General features: G+C 74.3%; 24 protein-coding genes. 9 read left to right on the top strand and 15 right to left on the bottom strand.

The features are described from left to right. Window positions 1-18 precede the first annotated feature (18 nt). Together D1350_RS10660 and D1350_RS10655 are read left to right on the top strand one after the other, a co-directional pair. Window positions 19-1,788: an ABC transporter ATP-binding protein gene (locus D1350_RS10660; RefSeq protein WP_240644032.1), complete on the top strand. Its 1,770-nt coding sequence runs from the start codon at window positions 19-21 to the stop codon at window positions 1,786-1,788. 14 nt (window positions 1,789-1,802) lie between these two features. Beyond that, entirely contained in the window at window positions 1,803-3,638 is a 1,836-nt protein-coding gene (locus D1350_RS10655; RefSeq protein WP_125776117.1) for an ABC transporter ATP-binding protein, read from the top strand. Between the two features lie 15 nt (window positions 3,639-3,653). On the opposite strand, the gene D1350_RS10650 is transcribed toward D1350_RS10655, so the two are convergent. Further along, on the bottom strand, window positions 3,654-5,024 hold the full coding sequence (locus tag D1350_RS10650; protein ID WP_125775978.1) for an aminotransferase-like domain-containing protein: 1,371 nt from the start codon (window positions 5,022-5,024) through the stop codon (window positions 3,654-3,656). Window positions 5,025-5,095: 71 nt separating this feature from the next. Between D1350_RS10650 and D1350_RS10645 the strand changes: the two genes are divergently transcribed. Continuing rightward, the gene (locus tag D1350_RS10645) at window positions 5,096-5,767 is read left to right on the top strand and encodes a pyridoxamine 5'-phosphate oxidase family protein (protein WP_125775977.1); all 672 of its coding nucleotides are present in this window, start codon (window positions 5,096-5,098) and stop codon (window positions 5,765-5,767) included. Window positions 5,768-5,819: 52 nt separating this feature from the next. Next, complete coding sequence (locus tag D1350_RS10640) at window positions 5,820-6,428, top strand: dihydrofolate reductase family protein (protein WP_125775976.1); 609 nt, start codon at window positions 5,820-5,822, stop codon at window positions 6,426-6,428. A 39-nt stretch (window positions 6,429-6,467) separates the two neighbouring features. On the opposite strand, the gene D1350_RS10635 is transcribed toward D1350_RS10640, so the two are convergent. From D1350_RS10635 to D1350_RS10615, 5 genes are all read right to left on the bottom strand, one after another. Next, entirely contained in the window at window positions 6,468-7,250 is a 783-nt protein-coding gene (locus tag D1350_RS10635; protein ID WP_125775975.1) for a T6SS immunity protein Tdi1 domain-containing protein, read from the bottom strand. 128 nt (window positions 7,251-7,378) lie between these two features. Beyond that, a complete protein-coding gene (locus D1350_RS10630) occupies window positions 7,379-7,690 on the bottom strand; it encodes a hypothetical protein (protein ID WP_206074494.1) in 312 nt (103 codons plus the stop codon). Window positions 7,691-7,750: 60 nt separating this feature from the next. Beyond that, window positions 7,751-9,166, bottom strand: a complete 1,416-nt coding sequence (locus D1350_RS10625; RefSeq protein WP_125775974.1) for a UTP--glucose-1-phosphate uridylyltransferase — start codon at window positions 9,164-9,166, stop codon at window positions 7,751-7,753. Between the two features lie 43 nt (window positions 9,167-9,209). Continuing rightward, the gene (locus D1350_RS10620; protein ID WP_125775973.1) at window positions 9,210-9,830 is read right to left on the bottom strand and encodes an L-threonylcarbamoyladenylate synthase; all 621 of its coding nucleotides are present in this window, start codon (window positions 9,828-9,830) and stop codon (window positions 9,210-9,212) included. A 73-nt stretch (window positions 9,831-9,903) separates the two neighbouring features. Next, window positions 9,904-10,935: a threonine ammonia-lyase gene (locus D1350_RS10615; protein ID WP_125775972.1), complete on the bottom strand. Its 1,032-nt coding sequence runs from the start codon at window positions 10,933-10,935 to the stop codon at window positions 9,904-9,906. A gap of 96 nt (window positions 10,936-11,031) precedes the next feature. On the opposite strand from D1350_RS10615, the gene D1350_RS10610 reads away from it, so the two are divergent. Next, complete coding sequence (locus D1350_RS10610) at window positions 11,032-12,033, top strand: LysR family transcriptional regulator (protein ID WP_125775971.1); 1,002 nt, start codon at window positions 11,032-11,034, stop codon at window positions 12,031-12,033. 25 nt (window positions 12,034-12,058) lie between these two features. Continuing rightward, window positions 12,059-13,510: a lipase maturation factor family protein gene (locus D1350_RS10605; protein ID WP_125775970.1), complete on the top strand. Its 1,452-nt coding sequence runs from the start codon at window positions 12,059-12,061 to the stop codon at window positions 13,508-13,510. Between the two features lie 36 nt (window positions 13,511-13,546). Here D1350_RS10605 and D1350_RS10600 read toward each other — a convergent pair whose 3' ends face one another. Further along, the gene (locus tag D1350_RS10600; protein ID WP_125775969.1) at window positions 13,547-14,206 is read right to left on the bottom strand and encodes an IMPACT family protein; all 660 of its coding nucleotides are present in this window, start codon (window positions 14,204-14,206) and stop codon (window positions 13,547-13,549) included. 73 nt (window positions 14,207-14,279) lie between these two features. On the opposite strand from D1350_RS10600, the gene D1350_RS10595 reads away from it, so the two are divergent. Then, on the top strand, window positions 14,280-14,963 hold the full coding sequence (locus tag D1350_RS10595) for a tyrosine-type recombinase/integrase (RefSeq protein ID WP_125775968.1): 684 nt from the start codon (window positions 14,280-14,282) through the stop codon (window positions 14,961-14,963). Between the two features lie 125 nt (window positions 14,964-15,088). On the opposite strand, the gene D1350_RS10590 is transcribed toward D1350_RS10595, so the two are convergent. The 8 genes from D1350_RS10590 to D1350_RS10555 all read right to left on the bottom strand — a co-directional run bounded on the left by D1350_RS10590 (window position 15,089) and on the right by D1350_RS10555 (window position 22,053). Beyond that, window positions 15,089-15,775 carry a GNAT family N-acetyltransferase gene (locus D1350_RS10590; protein WP_125775967.1) on the bottom strand — a complete coding sequence of 229 codons (687 nt, stop codon included), beginning with the start codon at window positions 15,773-15,775 and terminating at the stop codon, window positions 15,089-15,091. 103 nt (window positions 15,776-15,878) lie between these two features. Continuing rightward, window positions 15,879-16,439 (bottom strand): Dps family protein, encoded by a 561-nt coding sequence (locus D1350_RS10585; RefSeq protein ID WP_125776115.1) that lies wholly within the window; start codon window positions 16,437-16,439, stop codon window positions 15,879-15,881. A 102-nt stretch (window positions 16,440-16,541) separates the two neighbouring features. Beyond that, window positions 16,542-17,198, bottom strand: a complete 657-nt coding sequence (locus D1350_RS10580; protein WP_125775966.1) for a hypothetical protein — start codon at window positions 17,196-17,198, stop codon at window positions 16,542-16,544. After that, window positions 17,195-18,658 carry a DUF58 domain-containing protein gene (locus tag D1350_RS10575; protein WP_240644031.1) on the bottom strand — a complete coding sequence of 488 codons (1,464 nt, stop codon included), beginning with the start codon at window positions 18,656-18,658 and terminating at the stop codon, window positions 17,195-17,197. Before D1350_RS10575 ends, D1350_RS10580 begins: the two co-directional genes overlap by 4 nt. Further along, window positions 18,655-19,644, bottom strand: a complete 990-nt coding sequence (locus tag D1350_RS10570; protein ID WP_125775965.1) for an AAA family ATPase — start codon at window positions 19,642-19,644, stop codon at window positions 18,655-18,657. The genes D1350_RS10575 and D1350_RS10570 overlap by 4 nt, the downstream gene beginning before the upstream one ends. Further along, window positions 19,641-20,198: a hypothetical protein gene (locus tag D1350_RS10565; protein WP_125775964.1), complete on the bottom strand. Its 558-nt coding sequence runs from the start codon at window positions 20,196-20,198 to the stop codon at window positions 19,641-19,643. Before D1350_RS10565 ends, D1350_RS10570 begins: the two co-directional genes overlap by 4 nt. Further along, window positions 20,195-20,890: a DUF4129 domain-containing protein gene (locus D1350_RS10560; protein ID WP_125775963.1), complete on the bottom strand. Its 696-nt coding sequence runs from the start codon at window positions 20,888-20,890 to the stop codon at window positions 20,195-20,197. The genes D1350_RS10565 and D1350_RS10560 overlap by 4 nt, the downstream gene beginning before the upstream one ends. Then, window positions 20,887-22,053: a DUF3866 family protein gene (locus D1350_RS10555; RefSeq protein ID WP_206074493.1), complete on the bottom strand. Its 1,167-nt coding sequence runs from the start codon at window positions 22,051-22,053 to the stop codon at window positions 20,887-20,889. Before D1350_RS10555 ends, D1350_RS10560 begins: the two co-directional genes overlap by 4 nt. 34 nt (window positions 22,054-22,087) lie before the next feature. Here D1350_RS10555 and D1350_RS10550 point away from each other — a divergent pair, with 34 nt between their 5' ends. Together D1350_RS10550 and D1350_RS10545 are read left to right on the top strand one after the other, a co-directional pair. Continuing rightward, a complete protein-coding gene (locus D1350_RS10550) occupies window positions 22,088-23,224 on the top strand; it encodes a helix-turn-helix transcriptional regulator (RefSeq protein WP_125775961.1) in 1,137 nt (378 codons plus the stop codon). After that, on the top strand, window positions 23,217-24,176 hold the full coding sequence (locus D1350_RS10545) for a helix-turn-helix transcriptional regulator (protein WP_125775960.1): 960 nt from the start codon (window positions 23,217-23,219) through the stop codon (window positions 24,174-24,176). The genes D1350_RS10550 and D1350_RS10545 overlap by 8 nt, the downstream gene beginning before the upstream one ends. Window positions 24,177-24,179 lie beyond the last annotated feature (3 nt).

The raw sequence follows: 24,179 nt of genomic DNA, 5'->3' as shown, positions 1-24,179 counted from the left end.
CCCTTCGTCCGTCCCGCGATGCCGCGGCTGATCGGCGGCCTCCTGTCGGCGCTCGGCGCGAGCCTCGCCGCGCTCGCCATCCCGCAGGCCCTGAAGTGGGTGGTCAACGGACCGCTCGCCGCGGGAGCGCAGGAGCGTGACTGGCGCGGCCTGGCCGTCGCCGTGGCGATCGTGCTGGTCCTCGGCCTGGCCGAGGCGGGCCTGATCCTGCTCCGCCGCACGCTCGTCATGTTCCCTGGCACGCAGGTCGAGGCGGACATGCGGATGGCGCTGTTCCGCCACCTGCAGAACCTGCCGATCGCGTTCCACGACCGGTGGCCGGGCGGGCAGCTGCTGTCGCGCATCATGGGCGACCTGGGCCTCCTGCGCCGGTGGCTGATCTTCGGCGTGCTCCAGCTGGTGGTCAGCGCGACGACGATCGTGGTCGGCATCGCCATCCTCGTCGCCACGGCCGGGTGGCTGGGCCTCGTGTACCTGGCCGGCGCGATCCCGGTGGTCGTGATCGTGTTCCGGTTCTCCCGCAAGTACCGGCTCATCTCGCGCCAGTCGCAGGACCAGTCGGGCGACCTCGCCACCACCGTCGAGGAGTCCGTGCACGGCATCCGCGTGCTCAAGGCGTTCGGCCGGGGCCGCGACGCGCTCGCGAGCTTCACCGACCAGGCCGACGAGCTGCGCCGCACCGAGATGAAGAAGGCCTCCGTCGACGCGGGCCTCATGACGAGCCTGACGCTGATCCCCGAGCTGACGATCGCGGCCTGCGTGGTGCTCGGCACCATCCTCGCCGCGGACGGCCAGATCGACCTGGGCGACCTGGTGATGTTCTTCGCCACCACCGCCGTCATCAACGGCCCCGTGGTCGACCTCGGCATGACGCTGTCGATGACGCTCAACGCGCGCACCGCCGTCGACCGCTACTTCGAGGTCATCGACACGCCCAACACCGTGGCCGACCCGGCCGAGCCGGTCCGCGTGCCGATCCCCGCCGGCGAGGTCAGCCTGCGCGACGTCACCTTCCGCTACGAGGACGCCGAGCGCCCTGTCCTGGAGCACGTGGACCTCGACCTGCCCGCAGGGACGACGACGGCCCTGGTCGGCCTCACCGGTTCCGGCAAGTCGACCCTGGCGATGCTCGTGCCCCGGCTCTTCGACGTCACGGGCGGCCAGGTGCTGCTCGACGGCGCCGACGTCCGCGACCTCACGCGCGACCAGGTGCGCACCACGGTCGCCGTCGCGTTCGAGGACCCGACCCTGTTCTCGGCGTCCGTGCGGGACAACGTCCTCCTGGGCGTCAGCGACGACCTGCCCGCCGCCGAGCGGGAGGCGCGCCTGCACGAGGCGATCGACGTGGCCCAGGCGCAGTTCGTCGCCGACCTGCCCCTCGGCGTCGAGACCCGCATCGGCGAGGAGGGCCTCTCGCTCTCCGGCGGCCAGCGCCAGCGCCTCGCCCTGGCCCGCGCCGTCGCCGCGCGGCCGCCCGTCCTGGTGCTCGACGACCCCCTGTCGGCCCTCGACGTCACCACCGAGGAGGCGGTCACCGCGCGCCTCCGCGACGTGCTGCGCACCACGACGAGCCTGATCATCGCGCACCGGCCGTCCACCGTCGCGCTCGCAGACCGGGTGGCGGTGCTCCGCGACGGCCGCATCACCGCCGTGGGCACGCACTCCGAGCTGCTGGCGCGTGACCCGCACTACCGGCACATCATCTCCAGCCTCGAGGAGGACTACGCGAGCCACGTGCACGCCGCCGCCCTGGACACCGAGACCGAGCCCGAGGAGCAGAGCCTGTGACCGCCGAGGCCCCCGTGAGCCCCCGCCCCGCCGACCGTCCCCACAACCGTCCCACCGACGCAGCCTCGGACGACGAGACGAGCCTCGACAAGGCGACCAGCCGCGCCGTCCGCTCCCGCTCGCTGTCCCTGCTCGGCAACCTGCTGCGCCCGCACGGCAAGGGCCTCACCTGGGCCGGCGTCCTGGTCGTGGCCTCCACTGCCGGGCAGGTCGCCGGGCCGTGGCTCGTGGCCAAGGCGATCGACGACGCCCTCCCCGCCCTGCGCGACGGCGAGTCGGGCCTGCTGATCAGCGTCGGCGTCGCGTACTTCGTGGCGGCGGTGGTGGCCGGCCTGGCGATCGGCGCGTACCGCGTGGCGGCCGCCCGCATCGCGCAGACCGTGCTGCTGGAGCTGCGGCGCCGGGTGTTCCGCCAGACGCAGCGCCTGTCTCTGGAGTTCCATGAGTCGTACACGTCGGGCCGGATCATCTCCCGGCAGACGTCCGACCTGGAGGCCCTGCGCGAGCTGCTCGACGGCGGCCTGACCGGCGTCGTGTCGTCGCTGCTCGTCATGGTGTTCACGTTCGTCGGGCTCGCGCTGGTGGACTGGCGCTCGGGCCTCGTCCTGGCCGCCGCGTTCGTCCCGGCGTGGTTCCTGACCCGCTGGTTCCAGCGCAAGTCGCAGCTCTTCTACCGCGAGCAGCGCACGGCTTCCGCGCGCCTCATCGTGAAGTTCGTCGAGACGATGACGGGCATGCGCGCCGTGCAGGCGTTCCGCCGCGAGTCCACCACCGAGGCCGAGTACGACCGGCTCGGGCAGGAGTACCGCCAGGCGAACCTCCGCATCTTCGGCGTGAACGGCCGCTACCAGCCGGGCCTCGTCCTCATCGGCAACGTCACCGTCGTGGTGGCGCTGGCCGCGGGCGGCTGGCGCGTGCTGGGCGGCACGATGGAGGTCGGCATGTTCGTGGCCGTGCTGCTGTACGTGAAGCGGTTCTTCCAGCCCATCCAGCAGCTCGGCATGTTCTACAACGCGTTCCAGTCCGCGGCGGCGGCCCTCGAGAAGGTGTCCGGCCTGCTCGCGGAGGAGCCCACCGTCGTCGAGCCGGAGAAGCCCGTGCCCCTGCCCGCGGCGAAGGGTGAGCTGCGCCTGGAGCACGTGCGGTTCCAGTACGGCGACGGGCCCGTCGTGCTGCCCGACCTCGACCTGACCATCCCCGCGGGTCAGACCGTGGCCCTCGTGGGCACCACCGGCGCCGGCAAGTCGACGGTGGCCAAGCTGGTCACCCGGTTCTACGACGCCCCCGAGGGCCAGGTGCGTCTCGACGGCGTGGACCTGCGCGACCTGGCCTCCAGGGACCTGCGCCGGGCCGTCGTCATGGTGACGCAGGAGGCGTACCTGTTCAGCGGGTCCGTGCGCGAGAACATCGCGCTCGGGCGACCGGACGCGAGCCAGGAGGACATCGAGGCCGCCGCCCGGGCCGTGGGGGTCCACGACTTCGTCATGGCCATGCCCGACGGCTACGACACCGACGTGAACAAGCGCGGCGGGCGGGTGTCCGCGGGCCAGCGGCAGCTCCTGTCGTTCGCGCGCGCGTTCCTCGCCGACCCGGCGGTGCTGGTCCTCGACGAGGCCACCTCGTCGCTCGACCTGCCCGGCGAGCGGCTCGTCCAGCACGGCCTGCAGACCCTGCTCGCCGACCGGACGGCCATCATCATCGCCCACCGCCTCTCCACCGTGGCGATCGCGGACCGGGTGCTCGTCATGGAGCACGGCCGCGTGGTGGAGGACGGTACGCCCGAGGACCTCATCGCGGGCACGGGCCGCTTCGCGACGCTCCACGCGGCGTGGCAGGACTCCCTGGTCTGACGGTTCGCCGAGTTGTCAGAAGCTCTCCGGTGTCTTGACCGGGGAGCTTCTGACAGCTCCGGAGAGGCCGCACGTGATCGCCTCCAGCGCCCGGTCCAGCTGGTCGTCGGTCACGCCGCCGAAGCCGATCACGAGCCCGGTGAGGTCCGCCGCCCGGCAGTACCCGGCGAGCAGGTTGACCTCGAACCCGGCGGCCGCCGCCGCGTCCCGGGCTGCCAGCGCGGACGCCTGGGGGAGCAGCCACGTCGAGTACATCCCGGCCATCGGCCCCGCTGGCACGGCGTACGGCGCGAGCGCCTCCGCCACCCGTGGCGCCCGCTCGGCGTAGACGCGCCGGGCCGTGCGCACCACCTTGTCGAGCCAGCCGTCGCGCAGCAGCGTGAGCAGCGCGCGCTGCGCGGGCCAGGACGGCACGTCGTGGGTCACGGTCCGACGCCGGACGACGTCGTCCAGCAGCCCCGGCGTCGGCACCGTCCACCCGATCCGCAGGCTCGGCACCACCGATTTCGCGGCGGTGCCGAGGTAGGCGACGCGCGACCGGTCGAGGGCGGCGAGGGCGGGCACGGGGGCGACGTCGTACCGGAGCTCGGAGTCGTAGTCGTCCTCGACCACGACCGCCCCGGCGCGGCGGGCCGTGTCGAGGAGCGTGAGCCGGTCGGCGGCGGGCATGACCCGGCCGAGCGGGTGCTGGTGCGCGGGGGTGACGTAGGCGGCGGCGCAGCCGTCGAGCGAGGTCACGGGTGCGAGGGCGGGCAGGTCGACGACGCCGCGCCCGGCCGTGCGGACGGTCTCCACCGCGGCGCGGTACCCCGGGTCCTCCACCGCCACGTCGCCGGGCGGGAGCGCGGCGAGGAACTGCCGCAGGCCATCCGTGGCGCCGGACGTGACGAGCAGCGCGTCCGGGTCGACGACGAGACCCCGGGTCCGCGCGAGCCGTTCGGCCAGGGCGGTGCGCAGCTCGGGCAGCCCGCGCGGGTCGGGGTAGCCGCGCGGCGGCGGCGCGGCGGAGACCTCGCGCCAGGCACGCCGCCAGCCCGCCAGGTGCCGCGGGTCGAGCCAGGGCGTCCCGGCGTCGAGCCGCACCAGGTCCGACGACGGCGTGGCTCGCCGGGGCGCGGCGACCACCGCCGGGAGCCGCCCGCCCGAGGCGACGAACGTGCCCGACCCGCGCCGGGCCTCCAGCCAGCCCTCGGCGAGGAGCTGGTCGTAGGCCTGCTCCGTGACGGCGCGCGACACCCCGAGGTCCGTGGCGAGGGCGCGCGTGGACGGGAGCCGGTCGCCCTTGGTCAGCGTGCCGTCGACGACGAGGTCGCGGATCGCGCCGGAGAGCTGGGCGGGCAGCGGCTCGGCGCGGGAGCGGTCGAGCCGGACGGGGAGCGTGGTCATCGAAGTGTCCTGTCGGGTTACCGCGGAAGTGGCCCGTGACGGCAGGCCACCTGGCCGCCGATGCTACCCGTATGACCGCCACGCTCTCCCCGACGCCCCGCACCACCCCGACCCGCGGCCGCAACCGCGCGGTCGCCGAGCGCGAGCCCTTGCTCGACCTCCTCGCCGCCGGGCTCGTGGCCCACCTCGGGGTCACGGCCGGCTCGCACCCGGTGGTGCTGCCGACGGCCTATGCGGTGGACGCTGCCGGCCCGGACGACGGCGGCACCCTCTACCTCCACGGCTCCGTCGCGGCGGGCTGGCTGGGCCGGGCGCTCGAGAGCGACGTGTGCGTCACCGTGACCGAGCTCGACGGGCTGGTCGCGGCGCGGTCGGGCTTCCACCACTCGATGAACTACCGGTCCGCGGTGGTGATCGGGCGGCCGCGGCTCGTGGTGGACGACGCGGAGAAGGTGCGGGCGCTCGACGCCGTCGTCGACCACATGGTCCCCGGCCGGTCCGCGACCCTGCGCCCGGCGACGCGCAAGGAGCTGGCCGCCACGGTGGTCCTCGCGCTGCCGCTCGCGGAGGCGTCGATGAAGCAGCGGGCGACGGGCCCGGTCGACGACCCCGCCGACGTGGTGCCCGGCACGTGGTCCGGGGTGATCCCGGTCCGCCGGGTGGCCGGCGAGCCCGTCCGGGCCGACGACGCCGACGGCGAGACCCCGGAGCACGTCACCCGCCGCGTGGCGGCCCTCGCCTGACCCTCCGGAGAGGGGGCGATGAGTTTTCTCCCGGCGCGCCGTCTGTATCGGCATGACAGTTCGTGTGCACAACTTCTCGGTGTCCCTCGACGGCTACGGCACGGGGGAGGGGCAGACGCGTGAGGCGCCGTTCGGGCACGCCGGCGAGCGGCTGCACGAGTGGTTCTTCCCCGCCCGGGCGGGGGTGGACGCCGTCTTCGCCGCGGCCCACGACCCGGGCATCGGCGCGGAGATCATGGGGCGCAACAAGTTCGACGCGGGCACCGGGCCCTGGCCCGACGACGACTGGGTCGGCTGGTGGGGCGACGAGCCCCCGTTCCACACGCCCGTCTTCGTGCTGACGCACCACCCGCGGCCGCCCATCGAGATGAAGGGCGGCACCACGTTCCACTTCGTGGATGCCGAGCCCGCGGAGGCGGTGCAGCTCGCCACGGAGGCGGCCGGCGGCCTGGACGTGCGGCTCGGCGGCGGTCCGACGACGGTCCGGGAGTTCCTGGCCGCCGACCTCGTGGACCACATGCACGTGGTCGTCGTGCCGATCGTGCTCGGCCGCGGGGTGCGGCTCTGGGACGGTCTGGAGGGCCTCGAGGAGCGGTTCGACGTCGAGACCACGGGCAGCCCGAGCGGCGTGGCGCACGTGACGATGACCCGCCGCCGCTGACCGGGTGGTCCCGCCGACGACCGGCCGTCCCGGCAAGGGTCAGTGGGCGCGTCGGTACGGGTCCGCGTAGCCCTGCGCGTACGGCTGTTCCGCGTTCTGCTGCGGGTGGTCGGGGTACGTCGTCGGGGCGTACGGGTCGTACGGTGCGGGTGCCGCGGCGTACTGGTCGTACTGCTGCTGCCCGTACCCGTACTGGTCGGCGCCGGTGCCGAACCCGTTGTCGCCGAAGCCGTTCGACCCGAACCCGTTGTCGCCGAAGCCCCCCGGGTAGGCCTCGGCAGGCGGCGCGTACGCGGGCTGCGGGGCGTACCCGGCAGGCGTCGCGTACCCGGCCTGCGTCGCGTACCCGGGCTGCGCGGGGGCGAGGCCGGCTGCCAGGGCGGGCAGGCCGCCGTCGGGCACGATGCCGCGGAGCTCGCCGTGGATGCGGCCCGAGAGGTTCGCCGCTATGGCGAAGCGCAGGGGAGCGAGGCTGTCCACGTTCATGGTGCCCGTGACGGCGGGCGGGGGCAGGAACGCGAAGACCTCGTCCTCCGCGAGGACGAGGCCGTGCGCCACCGCCTGGTTCAGGGTCTCCTCGAGCAGGTACTCGGCGCGGCCGTCCTCCGTCTCGAGCTCGGCGAACATCTGGTCCATCGAGTCCCAGCAGCGTTCGAGCGTGCCTTCCACGGTGTCGAGGAACCACCACCCGTCCGCGGACTCCAGGAACATGTCGCCGAAGCACGAGGTGAAGCGCGGCAGCTTGTCGTCCACGCCCAGCCAGGACCAGGAAGACAGGGCGAACTCGTAGGCGTCCGGGGCGAACTCACGGATGAGGTGCACCCGGCGAATGGTGCCATGAATTGCTTAGGGATGAAAGGAGCGAACGGGGCATTCATCCCATGTTAGGAGATCTTCACGAGAAGGTTCCATGACGGAAACCTGAATGGAGTGTCCCAGGGCACTTTTGGCTATCGCTCGAGGCCGACCTCGAACGTGTCGGTCACCTCGAGCTCGCCGTCACCGTCCAGGTCCACGGAGATGCGCTGCACCCCGGCGGTGGTCTCGACCACGACGTCGGGCCGGCCGTCGCCGTCCGTGTCGTACAGCTCGAGGTCGGGCACGCCGTCGCCGTCGTAGTCCTCGAGCTGGGCGTCCGCCCGGCCGTCGCCGTCCGTGTCGACGAGCCGGATGTCGACCACGCCGTCCCCGTCCAGGTCGATCTCGGCCGGCGCGACGCCGTCCGCGGAACTGTCGGACGGGCCGTTCAGGAACTCGTTCACGTTCTTCTCCTCGATCAGGGGTGTGGTCGAGCCTCGGCGGTGAGCCTCAGCCGGTGAGCCTCAGCCGGTGAGGCCGTCCGGGCCCACCGTGGCGCCGTCGGGCACCTGTGCCGGGGTGCCCGGGTCCTCGAGCGCGCCCTTGCCGGCCACGCGCACGCCCGCGCCGAACGTCCAGTCGCCGCGCACGGTGAGCGACTCGGCGTCGCGCAGCGACGGCGCCCCGGCGGCGAACCGCTCGGAGAAGCCGCCCACGAGCTTGAAGTACGCCGTGTCCAGGTCCACGAGAGGCGCGGGCGCGGTGGCGACGAGGCGGAAGTCGTCGGTGAGGTCGTAGACGTCCGAGCGCAGCACGAGCAGGTCGTTCGTGGTCTTCACGGGCAGGAACCGCTCGCGGCCCACCTCGATCGCGACGGCGCCGTCGAACACCGCGACGGCCGCGCCCATGGCGGACTCGATCTGGACCACCTTCGGCGACGACGGGTCGGCGGGATCCACCGTCTTCTCGTTGCGGATGAGCGGCAGCTCCAGCACGCCGCCGGTGCGCTCGAGCTCGGCGGCCAGGGCCTCCAGGTCGAACCACAGGTTGTTCGCGTGGAAGAACGGGTGCTTCGAAGCGTCCAGTGCGGACGACATGTCGTCCGGGTGCGTCTGCGCGGTCTCACGCTGCACGATCCGCCCGTCCGACCGCCGCACCACGAGCTGCCCGCCCTTGACGTCCGCGGGCGTCTTGCGGCACAGCTCGGCGGCATAGGGCGCGCCGGAGGCGGCGAACCAGCCCGCGATGGCGGCGTCGGGCGCGGCGCCCAGGTTGTCCGAGTTGGACACGGACGCGTACCGGAAGCCCGCGTCGAGCAGGGCCCGGACCACGCCCGACGCGTGCAGCGCCGGGTACAGGTCGCCGTGACCCGGCGGGCACCACTCGAGCGACGGGTCCGCCGGCCACGAGACGGGCTCCAGCGTGTCGGCGAGCAGCTTGGGCTCGCGGTTCTGCAGGAAGTCCAGCGGCAGGCCGTCCACCGCGAGGTCCGCGTACGGGGCCAGCGCCGAGAGCGTGTCCTCCTGCGTGCGGAACGAGTTCATGAGGATCAGCGGCAGCCGCGCGCCGGTGGCCTCGCGGGCGGCCTGCACCTGACCGACGATCACGTCGAGGAAGGTGAGCGTCCCGCCGTCGGCCACCTGGCGCACCGGCAGGAGCGACTTCGCCTGGTCCATGCCCATGGACGTGCCGAGGCCGCCGTTGAGCTTGATGATCGCCGTCCGCGCGAGGGCGGCGGCCGCCTCCGCCTCGTCGAGGTCGAGGTCCGCGTGCCGCGGGATGTCCGTCAGGGGCTCGATCTCCGTCTCGCGGAGGAGGCCCGACTCGCCGGACTCCAGCAGCCCGTAGAACCGCGTGAACGTCTCGATCGCGGCAGGCGCAACACCCGCGTCCGTCATCTTCTGGCGGGCCTGCTCGAGGCCCGTCGCCGAGGTCGTCATACCGCCCAGGCTACTGGTCCGGGCGCGGCCACGACGTCCGCGTTCACTCGAACCGGGACGGGTCCCCGGACCCCACCCGGACCACCTCCGGATAGCCCTCCGACCAGTCCACCACCGTGGACGGCTCGCTCCCCACGTCGCCCGCGTCCACCACCGCGTCGAGCACGTGGTCGAGCTCCTCCTTGATGGTCCAGCCGTCCGTGAGGGGCTCCGACGCCCCCGGCAGGATCAGCGACGACGACAGCAGCGGCGCGTCCAGCTCCCGGAGCAGCGCCTGCACCACCCGCGAGTCGGGGATCCGCACGCCCACCGTCTTCTTCTTCGGGTGCGCGAGCCGCCGCGGCACCTCCGACGTGGCGGGGAGGATGAACGTGTACGGCCCGGGCGTGGACGCCTTGATGGCGCGGAACGCCGCATTGTCCAGCTTCACGAGCTGGCCCAGCTGCGCGAAGTCCGCGCACACCAGCGTGAAGTGGTGCTTGTCGTCGAGGCGCCGGATCGCACGGATCCGCTCCACCCCGGCGTGGTACTCCATGCGGCACCCCAGCGCGTACGACGAGTCCGTCGGGTACGCGATCAGCGCGTCCTCACGGAGCATCGCGACGACCTGCCCCACCACGCGGGGCTGCGGGTCCACCGGGTGGACATCGAAGTAGCGGGCCATGCTCGCGAGCCTATGCCCGTTTTGCCCCCGGCGCGGCCCGGGTCGGGGCCCTGTGAGGCCCGGGTGGGGCGGGTCACACGTCCAGGCAGCGGCGCAGCTCCGCCGCGCTCGCGTTCCCCCCGGTACAGATCACGCCCACCCGTCGCCCCGCGTACCGCTCCCGCTGCCCGACGACGGCCGCCAGGGCGGCAGCCCCCGCCCCCTCCGCGACCGTGTGCGCAGCCGTGAGGTACAGCCGCTGCGCGTCGGCGATCTCCTCGTCGGTGACGAGGACGAAGTCGGTCAGGCGCCCCCGCATCATCTGCTGCGTGAGCGCGAACCCCGTCCCTGTCGCGAGCCCCTCCGCCAGCGACGCGTTCGGCCGGGCCACCAGCTCCCCGGCGTGGAACGAGTCGTGCGCCGCAGGCGACGCGGCCGACTGCACCGCCACGACCTCCACCCCCGGCGCCACCGCCGCAGCCACCAGCGCCGCTGCCGCAGCCCCCGAGCCGCCCCCCACCGGCACCACCAGCACGTCCAGCCCCGGCGCCTGCAGGAACGTCTCCAGGTACAGCGTGCCCACGCCCGCCACGATCGCCGGCTCGTTCGCCGCCCCCACCAGCCGCGCCCCCGAACGACCCGCCAGCTGCTCCGCGTACACCCGAGCGTCGTCGAACGTGGCCCCGTGCAGCACCACCTCCGCACCCAGGTCGCGCACCGCCCGCTCCTTGACCGGGTTCGGGCCCTGGGGCATCACGATCGTGCACCGGGTGCCCGTGTGCCGTGCCGCATACGCCACCCCTTGCGCATGGTTCCCCGTCGAGTACGCCACCACCCCGGTACGCCGCACCGCCTCGTCCAGCGTCAGCAGCAGGTTCAACGCCCCACGCGCCTTGAACGCCCCCGTGCGCTGCAGGTTCTCGTGCTTCACCAGCACGCTCGCCCCCGTGACCCGGTCCAGCTCCGCGTACGACTCCACCGGCGTCCGCTCCACCAGGCCCGCGAGGCGGGAGGCGGCAGCCAGGACGTCGACGATCCCGGGCTCGGGCCAGGGTCGGGTCTGAGTGGACCCCGGCGAGGCGCCCGGCGAGGCGGTGACGGCTGTGCGGGCGGCGGTGGCGGTCATGCCCTCCAGGGTCACCCGCGGACGACACATCGGTCCAATGCGGGTTCTCGCTCACGGTGATCAACTGCATCGATGTGTCGGGCGTAATCTGGAGACATGTCCGCAGAGCTCGACCTGACCCGCCTGCGCGTGCTGGCGGCCGTCGCCCGAACGGGCTCCGTGACGGCCGCCGCGCGCGAGCTCCACTACGCCCAGCCGTCCGTGAGCCACCACCTGTCCCGCCTCGAGGCGGAGGCCGGGATCCCGCTCCTCCAGCGCGCCGGGCGCGGCGTCCGCCTCACCGAGGCCGGCAAGCTGCTCGCCAGCCGCGCCGAGGAGATCCTCGGCCGCGTCGAGGGCGCCCGCCGGGAGCTCGACGCCCTGGCCGGCCTCCGCGCCGGCCGCGCCCGCCTCGCCGCCTTCCCGTCAGCGCTGGCCACCCTCGTGCCGGAGGCCGTCCGGCAGCTCACCCGCGACCACCCCGGCCTCTCCGTCGGCCTGCTGGAGGCCGAGCCGCTGGAGGCTGTGGCCGCGCTGTCGGCCGGCGACGTCGACATCGCCCTCGTGTTCGAGCACACCGACGTGCGCCACACCCGCTCCGTCGAGGACCTCTCCCGCTTCCAGGTGACCCCCGTCATGGACGAGGCGGTGCACCTGGTGAGCGCGGCGACGTCCGACCCCGAGGACGACCACCCCACCCACGGCCTGGCCAGCACCCCCGCCGACCTGCCGCGCGCCCGCGACGCCGTCACCTACCCGGCACAGGTCGACGGGCTGGCCGCCCTCGCGGACGCCGAGTGGATCGCGGGGTGCGAGCGGTGCCGCGCGGACCTGGTGGCCCGCTGCTCCGCGGCGGGGTTCGCCCCCCGCATCGCCTTCGAGACCGACGACTACGTGGCCGTCCAGGCCCTCGTGGCCGCCGGGACGGGCGTCAGCCTGCTCCCCGGTCTCACGCTCCGGGCCCACCGGAACCCCGGCATCACGACCCGGCCGCTGGACGGCGCCGTCCGGCAGATCCTCGCCCTCACGCTCGGTGAGCCGTCCCCGCCGGCGCGCGAGCTCCTCGACCGGCTCGTCGCGGTGGGCCGCGAGGTGGGGGAGCAGCAGCACAGCGGGTGAACCGCACCCCCGCTAGCGTGGCAATATGCCCGACTGGCTCGGCTGGTGGTCCACCGCCGACTACGACGTGGCGCGCGAGGTGCTCCACCGCGGCTTCGGCGCGCTGTACGCGCTCGCGTTCTGGGGCGCGCTGCGCCAGTTCCGGCCGCTGCTCGGCGAGCGGGGCCTGACGCCGGTCCCGCGGTTCGTCGCCCGCACCCACTGGCTGGACGGGCCGTCGCTGTTCCGGTGGCGGTACTCGGACCGCCTGCTCGGGGGGTGCGCGTGGTGCGGGGTGCTGCTGGGCGCGAGCGTCGTCGTCGGGCTGCCGCAGGCCGGGCCATGGTGGGTGCCGATGCTGGTGTTCCTCGCACTGTGGTGGCTGTACCTGTCGCTGGTCAACGTGGGGCAGACGTTCTACGGCTTCGGCTGGGAGACGCTGCTCTGCGAGGCGGGGTTCCTGGTCGCGTTCCTCGGTTCGCACGACGTCCCGGTCCCGCTCCTCGTCATCCTCGCCGCCCGCTGGCTCCTGTTCCGCCTCGAGTTCGGCGCGGGCCTCATCAAGTGGCGCGGCGACACCGCCTGGCGCGACCTCACCGCCCTCGACTACCACCACGAGACCCAGCCGCTGCCCGGCCCCCTCTCCTGGCACGCGCACCACATGCCACGGTGGTGGCACCGCACCGAGGTGGTGGGGAACCACGTGACGCAGCTGGTGCTGCCGTGGTTCCTGTTCCTGCCGCAGCCGTTCCCGTCGGTGGCAGGGATCGCGGTGGCGCTCACGCAGGCCTGGCTGGTGGTCACCGGCAACTTCGCGTGGCTCAACTGGGCCACGATCGTGCTCGGCGTGGCCATGGTCGACGACGGCACGTGGGCCTGGCTGGGCGGCCTGGCCGGGCTGCCCGACGACGCCGCGGCGGCCACCGCACCCGAGCCGCCCCTCGCCTTCGTGATCGTGGTGACGGCCGTGGTGCTGCTCCTCGTGGTGCTCTCCGTGCGGCCCGCACGGAACCTCGCGTCGCGGCGGCAGAAGATGAACGCGAGCTTCGAGCCGTTCCGGCTCGTCAACGCGTACGGGGCGTTCGGCTCCGTGACGCGGCGGCGCGACGAGATCGTCGTGGAGGGCACCCTCGCCGAGCACCCCGGGCCCGACGACTGGGTCGAGTACGAGTTCCGCGGAAAGCCCGGCGCCCTCGACCGCCGCCCCCCGCAGGTGGCGCCGTACCACCTGCGGCTCGACTGGCTGATGTGGTTCCTGCCGCTCGGGCACCCGGCGGGCTGGTTCGAGGTGTTCCTGCGGCGGCTGCTCGACGCCGACCCCGCCACGCTCAGGCTGCTGGGGCGTGACCCGTTCGAGGGGCAGGCGCCCCGGTCCGTGCGGGCGCTGATCTACCGCTACCGCTTCACCACCCCCGAGGAACGACGTCGCACCGGGAACTGGTGGGCGCGCGACCTCCTGGGCGTCGCGGTGGACCCAGTGCAGCTGCCGCGGCGGTGACGCGCCGACCTGGCGTCAGGGGCGGCGCTCGCGGCGTCAGCGTGCCGGCACGTCCACGATGCGCTCCGCGCCGACCACCGGGGTGAGGCTGCCCGCGGAGGCGGCCGCGACGTCGTCGTGCAGGGTGGCCAGCCGTGCGGGCGGGACCAGCAGGCGGAGGTGCGCGACGGCGTCGTAGACGGGCGCGTCCATGACCGCGCCGTGGCTGCCCGCCCAGTCCCGGAGGAGGTTGTCGAGGCGGCCGGCGTCGGCGTGGGGGACCTCGACCTCCACCTCGGTGAGGATCTCGCGGCGCAGGAGGAGGCCCTGCTCGTCGGCGAGGTCGAGAGCCTCGGCGACCGCGCCCGAGTACGCGCGGACGAGGCCGCCCGCCCCAAGCAGCACGCCGCCGAAGTAGCGGGTGACGACGGCGACCACGTCGGTCACGTGGCGGTGGCGCAGCACCTCCAGCATGGGGACGCCGGCGGTGCCGGAGGGCTCGCCGTCGTCGGTGGAGCGCTGCTGGTCGGCGTGCGGGCCCACCACGAGGGCCACGCAGTGGTGGCGGGCGTCCCAGGTCTGCTTGCGGAGGCGGGCGACGACGGCGTCGGCCGCCTCGACGCTGCCCACCGGGGCGAGGTGGGCGAGGAAGCGGGACTTCTTCACGACGAGCTCGTGGTCGACCGGTGCGGCCAGGGTGCCGGGGAGGGAGCTCACCGCCCGAGCCTACGGCGGCGACACGCCCGCCGACCTCCCTCGTGAATAGTGTGCCAAGCGGAACACTTGGGACATGACGACCGAACTGACGCGCACCCCGGGCCCGGAGGCGGGGGAGCCGGCCCCGGACGGGACGGCCTCCGACGGGGCCGCCGACGGCACGCCCTCCGACGCCGCCCCCCGCTATCCGCGCCCGCCCGTCTCGCTGGAGGAGGCCGAGTGGATCTGGCGGGAGCTGTCGGTCGAGGCACTCCGGCCGGGGTCGAAGCCGGAGATGGTGCGGCTCGCCGTGATCACGGGGCTCGTGCGGTCCACGGGGTCGCGGTACGGGGACCTCCTGCGCGTGCGCGTGGAGGACCTCGACCTGGGGCCGGTGGGGGCGCGGGCGGGGGAGGGGAGCGTCCTGGTCAAGCACGGGAAGCACCGGGCCGAGCGCCGGCACCTGCTGCCCGCCGAGGTGGTGCTCGTGCTCAAGCACTGGATGACGGTGCGGGAGGAGCTCGCCGCCGAGCTCGAGGGGTCGGTACCCCGGGCGCTGCTGCTGACGGTGCACCACACGCACGACAACGGGACCACCGTCTCGAGCGGCCTGCCCATCACACGGCAAGGGCTGGTGTTGTCGTGGCGGCGCTTCGTGCACCGGACGAACGCGCGGTACGGGGCGCTGCGGCCGCCCCTGCCCACCCGTTTCGAGCAGGTGCGGCGGGCCTGGGCGGAGCTGCTGGGAGAGGACGACGGGGCGACGTCGGCGGACTGATCTCGTTCTTCCCCGACAAAAATAGTGTGCCAAGCGTATGGAACGAACCACGAGACCCGGGCGGCCACCTCACCACCCAGCCCAGAAACCCGGGGGTGGGTCGGGGTTGTCAGGAGAGCGAGGCCTCAGGTCGTCTTGATGCCCAGCAGCGGCACGTCCGGGCGGTGCGACGGCATCTCCACGAAGCCGTACCGGTCGTAGAACGCGCGGGCGTTCACGTTCGCCGGGTCCATGCTGAGGTGCACGCCGGGGACCCCGCGCTCGGCGAGGGCCGCGCGGAGCGTGTCGAGGAGCCGGCTGCCGAGGCCCTGACGCTGAGCCTCGGGCATAAGGTCGATGTGCAGGTGCGCCGGGTACGCGTCGAGCTCCTCGGGGGTGATGCCGGTGACCATGCGGCTGGGGTCGGCCCCCGACTTCACCAGCGCGGCCTCGGTGAACGAGGGGTCGTGGCCGGTGGGCGGGCCGGGCGCGGGGTGCCGCTCCACGAAGCCGGGCGCCCACTCGCGCTCCCACCAGGCCACGAAGGCGCGGGTGTCGGCCACGGCGACGACGTAGCCGACGGCCCGGCCGTCGTCGACGGCCATCCTCTCGTCGCCCGGCTCGACGGTGCCGCCAGGGACCACGACGGTCCAGGCGAGGTCGGGGGCAGCGTCGACGTACGGGAGCGCGAAGACCTCGGGCATGAGGTCGTCGGACGAGTAGATCCCGCGGCAGTCGCCGCCGCGCGCGGCAGTGCGGACGCAGATCTCGGCGAGGGCGTCACGGTCGCCGAGGCGGTACGGGCGGATGACGGCAGGGGTGATATCGGTCACCAGGGAACGCTACCGCCAACCCCTTCCGCTGTGTACGCGGATGGTCGCCGTCTCGTACGAGACGGCGACCATCCGCGTACCCACAGCGGAGAAGACGGGCGGGTCAGTCCACCGCCTTGGCGCCCTTGCGGGCCGCAGACGCCGCGTCCACCTCCGTCTCGGCGTCCGCGGTGGACAGCGCGCCCGACGCCGACTCCAGGTGCGCCCGCACGAACCAGTGGAACTGCTCGAGCTCGTGGAGGTGCCCCACCAGGAGGTCGTTGGTCACGGTGTCGAGCTTCTCGGTGTCCTCCGCGGCGCGACGGTGGTCCGTGATCACGCCCTGGTACACCTCGTCGAGCGCACCCAGGTGCTCGATCGCCGTGGCGCGGCCCAGGTGGTAGTCGTCCCAGGTGCGGGCCGCCACGAGCGCACCGGGCGTGCCCATCGGGGCCACGCCGAGGGTGGCGATGCGCTCGGCGATCGCGTCGACCATGAGGCGGACGGCGTCGACCTGCGGGTCGAGCATCTCGTGCACGCCGATGAAGTGCGGCCCCACCACGTTCCAGTGGATGTGCTTGAGCGTCAGGTGCAGGTCGTTGAGCGAGTGCAGCCGCTGCTGCAGGATCGCGGCGACCTGCCCGCCCTCGTCGACGGTCATCGACGGGACGGTGTAGCGCGGCATCGCCGGCCCCGAGGACGAGGCCGAAGACTTCGACGACCCGGACTTCGACGGTGACTTCTTCTGGGAGGGCATGCGGGAGGCCTCCTCGCGGTAGACGGTCGGTCAGTCCTCACCATCGTCACGCGCCGGGCCGGAGGTCGCCAGCGCGACCAGCCAGACCAGCACCACGAGCGAGAGCCCGCCGAGGAGCACGCCCACCCCCGCGGAGATCCCCGTGGCGACGAGCGCGAGCGCCCCGAGCAGGGTGGTCCCGGCGAGGATCGTGGCGTCGCGCCGCCAGCCCTGCACGAGCGCCGCCCGCTCCACGCGGGCGGTGAGGGGCACGCGGTCGGCGAACCAGGCGAGGCGCGCCACGACGTACCCGAGGGGTGCGAGGAGCAGCACCCAGGGGTCGAACGGCGCGAGGTCCGACCCGGCGAGCAGGAGCCCTGAGCCGACCAGGAGCACGCCCACCACGGTGGGCCCCGGCCGCACCACCAGCACCGCGACGAGGATCGTCCCGACGGACGACACGAGCCCGACGGTGAGCGGCTCGGTGCGCGCGGCGGCCCCGGCGATGAGCGCTGCCGCGGCGACCCCGAGGAGCGGCCGGAACACCCATCCGGGCAGCGTGGGGGCCGTGCTGACGGTGAGCCGCGGGAGGGGCCGGTCGGCGGAGACACGTTCGACGGCGGGCTTCCGCGCGATGGTCAGGAAGACCCGGACGAGGGTGCGCCAGGCGGCGCCCAGCCGGCGGCGCTCGGAGGTGAGGAGGGTCATCGTCGGAGCCGTTCGTTCTCACGGGCGACGGCTTCGAGCCGGGTCGCCGCCTGGGTGCGCTGGGAGCCGGCCCAGGCGATGACGGGGACGCCTTCGCGGCGGAGGGCGGCGAGCCGGTCGGCGCGCTCCATGCGAGCGATGCGCCAGCCGATCCGGAGGTGGGGTTCGGCGACGGCGTGGACGTCGGGCAGGGTGTCGACGAGCACGACGGCGTGCCCGAGCTCGCGCCAGGTGCGGACGAGGCCGAGGGGTTCGTCGTCGAGCATGGTGGTGAAGAGGTAGACGATCGCGTCGGCGGGGACCTGGGGCGGGCGGACGCGGTGGTGGGTCGCACGGTCGAGGGGGTGGGCCAGGGCGAGCGCGTGGAGCAGACGGCGGAGGTGGCGCTGTCCGGCGGCGGGTGGCAGGGGCCGGCGCTGGAGGGCCAGGTCCTGGAAGCCCACCCGGTCGCCGGCGCCGACCAGGGCCGTGGCGACGGAGGCGGCCGCGTTGCGGGCGAGGTCGAGCGAGGTGGGTTCGTCGACGCGTTGCGTGCCGTAGCCGCGCCAGGTGCGGACGTCCGGGCCGACGTCGTCCCGCGAGTCCACCACGAGCATCGCCGTGGCTTCGGCGGTGGCGTACGTGCGGCGCACGTAGAGGGTGTCGAGGTCGGGGGAGCGCCGGGCGGTGGTGCGCCAGTCGATGCGGCGGAGCCGGTCGCCGGGGGCGAACGGGTGGACGTCGCGGAGCTCGGCGCCGTCGCCGAGGCGGCGGGACGTGTGGGGGCCGGTGAGGCCGCGGAGCCGTCCGGGGAGGGGCAGGCGCCCGAGCGGCGACGCCGCGGGCAGCACGAGGCGCCGCTTGCCGTGGGTCTCGCCGGGCAGCTGCTCCCACACGCCGGCGGGCCCGTAGGCGCGCAGCCCCACGGTGAAGGTCTCCTGCGGCCCGGTCCGCACGGAGGCGAGAGTCAGAGGAATACGTCGGGGGCCGAATCCGGGGTCCCCACGTCGTTCCGCCGCGAAGCCAGGAACGGCGTGGGGTAGGGCGACGCGGCGGGCCTCAGAGGCCTCGCCCTCCGCGTCCGGCTCGCCCGCACTGCGTGCCACCACGATCACCTGGGTCTCCCGGTGCCCGGGCGCGTTGATCCGGAGGTGAGCGAGGCCGGCCTCGTCGGGTGCGTCGATGACGACGGTCGCCGAGACGTCGCCCGGGCTGGTGGGCCCGCTGGGCTCCTCCAGCCAGGCCTCGGTGAGCCGGGCCGGTCGCGCACTCCGGGCCAGCACGGCGGCGACGAGCCCGGGAGCGCCGAGCAGGGCGACGTCGGCCCGCCCGATGATGAGGCCGAGGCCGAGCAGCACGACGCCGGCGACCATGGCGGCGTCGTACCCGGAGGTGGCGCGCCAGCGCACCTTCTCGGGGGGCCGGGCCCGCCCGGGGGCGCGGGTCCCGTCGGTGAGGAGCGGGGAGGAGTCGTCGGTCACTGAGCGCGCACCGTCGCGGGGGTCGGGACGGAGTCGAGGAGCTCGCGCACCACGGTCTCGGGCTTGAGGGCGGAGGCCCACGCGGTGGGTGTGAGGGTGAGCCGGTGGGCGAGGACGGGGACGGCGACGCGCTTGATGTCCTCGGGCAGCACGTAGTCGCGCCCGTCGAGCACGGCGACGGCGCGCCCGAGGAGGACGAGGGTCTGTGACCCGCGCGGGGACGCGCCCACCTCGAGGGCGTTGTGGCCGCGGGTGGCGGCGGCGAGGTCGACGCAGTAGCGCACGACATCGGCGTCCACGGAGACGGCCTCGACGCCGGCCTGCATGGCGAGGACGGTCTCGGCGTCGACGACCTGGTTCACGGGGGCGGCCTCCTGGCGCCGGGCGAGGCGGCGCAGGAGCACCTCGGCCTCCTGGCCGGGGTCTGGGTAGCCGACGGCGAGCCGCACCATGAACCGGTCGAGCTGGGCCTCGGGCAGGGGGTAGGTGCCCTCGTACTCGACGGGGTTGGACGTGGCGAGCACGTGGAAGGGGCGCGGCAGGGGGCGGCTGGTGCCCTCGATGGAGACCTGCCGCTCGGCCATGGCCTCGAGCAGCGCGGACTGGGTCTTGGGGGCGGTGCGGTTGATCTCGTCCGCGAGGAACAGGCCGGTGAAGACGGGGCCGGGGCGGAACTCGAACGTGCGGGTCGCCGGGTCGAACACGGACGAGCCCGTGATGTCGGCGGGCAGCAGGTCGGGCGTGCACTGCAGGCGTGCGAAGTCGAGGCCGAGCGCGGAGGCGAGCGAGCGGGCCGCGAGGGTCTTGCCCAGGCCGGGCACGTCCTCGAACAGGACGTGGCCGCCCGCGAGGATGGTCGCGAGCGCCACCTCGAGGGCGTCGCGCATGCCGACGACGGCGGTGCCGACCTCGTCGAGGATGCTGCGGCCGAGGGTGGCCACCTCGGGGACGGGCATCGGGGTGTGGCCGTCTGCGGGAGCGTTCATGCGTGGGTGCCTCTCTGGTTGCCGTGCGGCGTCGCGTCCGTGGGGTGCGGGGCGGCGAGCCGGTCGATCGCGTCGAGCCAGGTCTGGAGCGTCCGGGCCGTGGGGGGTGTGCGGGAGCTGAGCCCGGCCACGACGGCGGGGCCGAGGAGTCGTTCGATCTCGGCCTGCTGGGCGGGGTCGGAGGGGTCGACGCCGAGGACGCGCAGGCGGGCGCGCGCGATCTCGCGCACGCGGTCCACGACGCGGTCGGTGACGAGGCCGTCGCGGCCGAAGGTGGACCAGCCGAGGTCGGAGACGTCGTGCCGGCCGCCGGCGCGGACGGCTTCGGTGTGGCGGGGCCACTGGGGGTCGTCCTCGCGCTGCTCGGTGGCTTTGGCGAGGCCGACGACGGACACGATCACGCAGGCGAGGGTGAGCGCGTGCCAGGGGTCGAGCCAGCGGGTGACGGCGGCGAGGACGGCGAGCGCGCCCGACACGGCGGCGGCGCCGGCGACGGAGCGGAGGCGCCTGCGGTGCTCGGCCTGCCGGTAGGCGGACATGGTGTCGCGGTTCATGAGCGCACTCCGAGGGACCGGGCGATCTCGCGGAGCGCGGTGCGGGCCTGTTCCCTCTGGTCGGTGGTGACGGGCCGGTCGGTGAAGCGGGCGACCTGGTAGAGGTTGCGGAGGGTGGTGACGGCCCCGGGGGTCGCGGGGGTGCGCTCCAGGACGGTGCTGGTGAACTCGGTGGGGGTCTGGGCGGGGTCGCGGACGGCGCCCTGGTCGGCGGCGGCGTGCTCGAGGGCGACCCAGGCGGCGACGACGGCGTCGCGCGGCTCGGCGTGGTCGTCGAGGCGGTCGAGGGCGTGGGTGGCGGCGTCGGCGAGCGCCGGGAGGTCGACGCCTTCGCTGGTGCCGTCGGTGGTGGCGCCGGGTTCGAGGTCGTCGATGTCGGGGTTCTCGTCGGGGCGGGCGAGGGTGCGGAGGCGGCGGACGGCGACCCACACGATGAGGGCGATGATGCCGGTGACGATGAGCGCTCCGAGGAGGGCGAGCCATTCGCCGTCGTCCTCGGTGGTCTCGGGCCGGAGGTCGTCGGGCAGGGGGGAGCGTGTCGGGGCAGCGGTGGGGAGCAGGTCGACCGGGGGTGGCGCGGTGGGCAGGGTCTCGACGGGGAGGTCGAAACGCCAGGGCGAGGCGGTCGCGGCGCCCAGGACGACGAGGGCGACGAGCACGAGGACGGTGGCGAGGCGTGCGCGTGGGTTCATGCGGGGGTGCCGAGCAGTGCGACGGCGTGGGTACCGGCGACGGCGGCGGTGACGAAGGCGGCGGGGTCGGCGTCGAGGTCGCGGCCCATGGTGCGTAGTGCTACGGGTGAGGTGCGCAGGGTGGCGACCAGTCCGGCGTCGGCCGCGAGGTCGACGAGGTGGTGGCGGGGGGCGAGGGTCTGTGCCTGGGTGCGCACGCGTTCGGTGAGGGCGGCGCCCCAGGCGGGGAGGGCTTCGACGTCGGGGGTGGGGCGGGGGACGGGGACGTCCGCGGGGGCGAGGGCGACGCGGCCGTAGGCCGTGAGGGAGTGGTGGGAGACGCCGAGGTGGCGGTCGCGAGGGTCGGCGCCGGAGACGCGGAGCGATGCGACGGGCCGGCCGGCGAGCGCGGCGACGGCGTTGACGGCCTCGCCCGCGGCCACGCCGGAGTAGCCCCAGGTGGTGCCGGTGCCGAGGTTGCCGGGTCCTTGGGCGACGACGGCGAGGTCCGCGCCGGTCACGTGCCGTGCGGCGAGGAGGCCGGTGTGGACGGTGACGGCTTCGAGGTCGCCGCCATAGGCCTGCCCGACGGTGACGCAGGTGTCGATCCAGCCGGTCTCGCGCAGGGTCGCGACGGTGCGGGAGAAGGCGGCGGGGAGGGCTCCGCCGTCGGTCATGACGTAGGCGACGCGCGGTGCCGGGCGGCCTGCGAGCGCCGCGGCGTGGCGGGCTCCGGCGACGATGGCGGGGAGGGCGGAGTGGAGGTCGGCGACCACGACGGGCATCCCGTCGAGGGTGTCGGCGTCGCGGAGCGTGTGGTGGTGGGGTGACTCTTGTTCGTCGACGCCGAGGACGAGGGCTTGCAGGGGGGTGTAGCGGGCTTTGACGAGGTGGCCGGGGCCGGGTTCGGGGTCGGCGGGGAGGTGGTCGTCGGCGGGGCCGACCACGAGGGCGTACCCGCCGGTGCCGAGGCCGCGGGCGAGGGCGGAGACGTTGAGGAGGAGGCGGTCGCCGGGGGTGGGTTCGCCGACGAGGTCGGTGTAGGCGAGGGCGCGGGCGGTGGTTGCTTCCGCGTGTCCGGCCGCGTGTCCGGGCAGGGGGCGGTCGAGCTCGACGGTGAGCTCTCTCGCGCCGGCCCATCCTTTGCCGACGGCTTGGACGGTGCCGATTCGCCACGTGATCACACCGGGGAGGTTACCTGGAGATACCTTTGTCCCGATGCCAGAAGACCTCAACCCCGCCGAGCGTCTGCTCAACCTGGTCATCGCTCTCGTGAACACGAATGCGGCGATGACCAAGCAGCAGGTGCGCCAGGCCGTGGCCGGATACCAGGACGCCCCCAGCGACGACGCTTTCGAGCGCATGTTCGAGCGTGACAAGGACATGTTGCGTGAGCTCGGCATACCGATCGTGACGGTGGGCGGGGGCGGTCATACCGACGAGCTCGGGTACAAGATCGACCAGGACGCGTACGCGTTGCCGTCGATCGATCTGACGCCTGCGGAGCTGGGCGTGCTGTCGCTCGCTGCGCAGTTCTGGGCGGACAAGACGCTGCGGACGGACATCGCGCGTGCGATGACGAAGCTGCGGGCCGCCGGTGCGGGTGACGCGGCGCAGGACGCCCTCGCGGGGCTCGCGCCGCGGGTGGGGGCGGTGGGCAGTGCGTACGGGCCGCTGCTGGAGGCGATCGAGGCGCGGCGGGCGGTGACGTTCACGTACCGGGCGGCTTCCACGGGGCAGGTGACCACCCGGCACGTGGAGCCCTGGCGTATCGCGGCTCGGGGTGGCGGCTGGTACCTCCTGGCGCACGACCGGGAGCGGGACGCGCCGCGCGTGTTCCGGCTCTCGCGGGTCGAGGGGCGGGTGAAGGTGTTCGGCCCGGCGCGGGCGTACGAGATCCCCGAGGACCTGGACACCGACGCCATGCTCGGCAAGGCGGCGGGGGAGACGCGGGTAGCGATCCTCGCGATCCGGCCCGAGCGGGCGGGCACGCTCCGCGCGCGGGGCAAGGTGCTGCCGGACGACGCCGTGGACGTCGCGAGCCGTCCGGGGGCCGACGGCGTCGCCCGCGACCTCGTCGAGGTGCCGTTCCGCAGCCTGTACGGGCTGGCGGCCGAGATCACCGGGTACGGCGCGGCGGTGGTGGTGCTCGAGCCGGCGGAGCTGCGTGACGAGGTGGTGCGGCGGCTGACGGCGGCGGCTTCGCTGGCGCCTGCGGATGCCTCGACAGAGGTGACTTCTGCGCCCGGGGCGACCGTGGCGTCGCCCTCACCCCACGAAGTCCTGGCTTCGCGGCGGAACTTCGAGGGGACCCCGAGGACGGGCAGCGACGACGAGGGGGTGTCCCGTGGCTGAGCGGGCGGACGACCGGCTGCTGCGCATGCTGGGCCTGGTGGCGTACCTGGACGGGGCCGGCCCCGTGCCGGTCGAGGACCTGGCGGCCCGGTTCGGGGTGACGCCACGGCAGATCCTGGCGGACGTGGACGCGCTGTGGGTGTCGGGCACGCCGGGGTACTGGCCCGACGACCTGCTCGACTTCGACGCGGAGTCCATCGACCGGGGCGTGGTGCACCTGACCGAGGCTCGCGGCATGACGCGGCCTCTGCGGCTCGGGACGCGCGAGGCCGTGGCGCTGGTGGCGGCGCTGCGCGCGATGGAGGCGTCGGGGCCGGTGCAGGCCGACCCCGCGCGGGCCGCCGTCGTGCGGTCCGCGCTGTCGAAGCTGACCGAGGCCACCGGAGAGGCCGCGAGCGCCCTGGACGTGCGGCTGGCCCCGGGTGGGGACCCGCAGGTGGTCGCGGCGATCTCGTCGGCGCTGGCGGCGGGGCACCGGTTGCGGATCCGGTATGTGACGTCGGCGGACGTGGCGGGGGAGCGGGACGTGGACCCTGTGCGGCTGCAGACGCAGGACGAGTACGCGTACCTCGCGGCGTGGTGCCACCGGGCGGGTGGGCCGCGGACGTTCCGGGTGGACCGGATCGTGGCCGCTGAGGAGCTGCCGGAGCCGGTGGGGGAGCACGAGGTGCCGGAGGTGGACTTCGCGGCGCTGTTCGCCCAGGGGGACGCGCCCGTGGCGACGCTGGTGCTCGGGTCGAGCGCTCGGTGGGTCGCTGAGGAGGTGCCCGTGGAGTCGGTGCGCAACCTGCCCGACGGTTCCTTCGAGGTGAGGCTGCGGGTGACGAACCGCGCGTGGCTGCGTCGCCTGCTGCTGGAGATCGCTCCGCACGTGCGGTTTGTCGCTCCGGCCGACCTGGCGGACGAGATCGCGGCCGCGGGACGGGAGGCGCTGGCCGCCTACGGGCGGTGAGCG

Origin of the sequence: Antribacter gilvus (assembly GCF_003946865.1) — a bacterium.
GTDB classification, from domain to species: domain Bacteria; phylum Actinomycetota; class Actinomycetes; order Actinomycetales; family Cellulomonadaceae; genus Antribacter; species Antribacter gilvus.
The sequence above is the reverse complement of the archived record's forward strand: the minus strand, read 5'-3'. Positions and strand labels throughout refer to the sequence as shown.

Coding starts and splice junctions, on each gene's coding strand:
- D1350_RS10660 (WP_240644032.1), top strand. CDS start 19: ATGCCGCGGCTGATCGGCGGCCTCCTGTCGGCGCTCGGCGCGAGCCTC.
- D1350_RS10650 (WP_125775978.1), bottom strand. CDS start 5,024: ATGACCACGCTCCCCGTCCGGCTCGACCGCTCCCGCGCCGAGCCGCTG.
- D1350_RS10645 (WP_125775977.1), top strand. CDS start 5,096: ATGACCGCCACGCTCTCCCCGACGCCCCGCACCACCCCGACCCGCGGC.
- D1350_RS10640 (WP_125775976.1), top strand. CDS start 5,820: ATGACAGTTCGTGTGCACAACTTCTCGGTGTCCCTCGACGGCTACGGC.
- D1350_RS10625 (WP_125775974.1), bottom strand. CDS start 9,166: ATGACGACCTCGGCGACGGGCCTCGAGCAGGCCCGCCAGAAGATGACG.
- D1350_RS10620 (WP_125775973.1), bottom strand. CDS start 9,830: ATGGCCCGCTACTTCGATGTCCACCCGGTGGACCCGCAGCCCCGCGTG.
- D1350_RS10615 (WP_125775972.1), bottom strand. CDS start 10,935: ATGACCGCCACCGCCGCCCGCACAGCCGTCACCGCCTCGCCGGGCGCC.
- D1350_RS10610 (WP_125775971.1), top strand. CDS start 11,032: ATGTCCGCAGAGCTCGACCTGACCCGCCTGCGCGTGCTGGCGGCCGTC.
- D1350_RS10605 (WP_125775970.1), top strand. CDS start 12,059: ATGCCCGACTGGCTCGGCTGGTGGTCCACCGCCGACTACGACGTGGCG.
- D1350_RS10595 (WP_125775968.1), top strand. CDS start 14,280: ATGACGACCGAACTGACGCGCACCCCGGGCCCGGAGGCGGGGGAGCCG.
- D1350_RS10585 (WP_125776115.1), bottom strand. CDS start 16,439: ATGCCGCGCTACACCGTCCCGTCGATGACCGTCGACGAGGGCGGGCAG.
- D1350_RS10580 (WP_125775966.1), bottom strand. CDS start 17,198: ATGACCCTCCTCACCTCCGAGCGCCGCCGGCTGGGCGCCGCCTGGCGC.
- D1350_RS10570 (WP_125775965.1), bottom strand. CDS start 19,644: ATGAACGCTCCCGCAGACGGCCACACCCCGATGCCCGTCCCCGAGGTG.
- D1350_RS10565 (WP_125775964.1), bottom strand. CDS start 20,198: ATGAACCGCGACACCATGTCCGCCTACCGGCAGGCCGAGCACCGCAGG.
- D1350_RS10560 (WP_125775963.1), bottom strand. CDS start 20,890: ATGAACCCACGCGCACGCCTCGCCACCGTCCTCGTGCTCGTCGCCCTC.
- D1350_RS10550 (WP_125775961.1), top strand. CDS start 22,088: ATGCCAGAAGACCTCAACCCCGCCGAGCGTCTGCTCAACCTGGTCATC.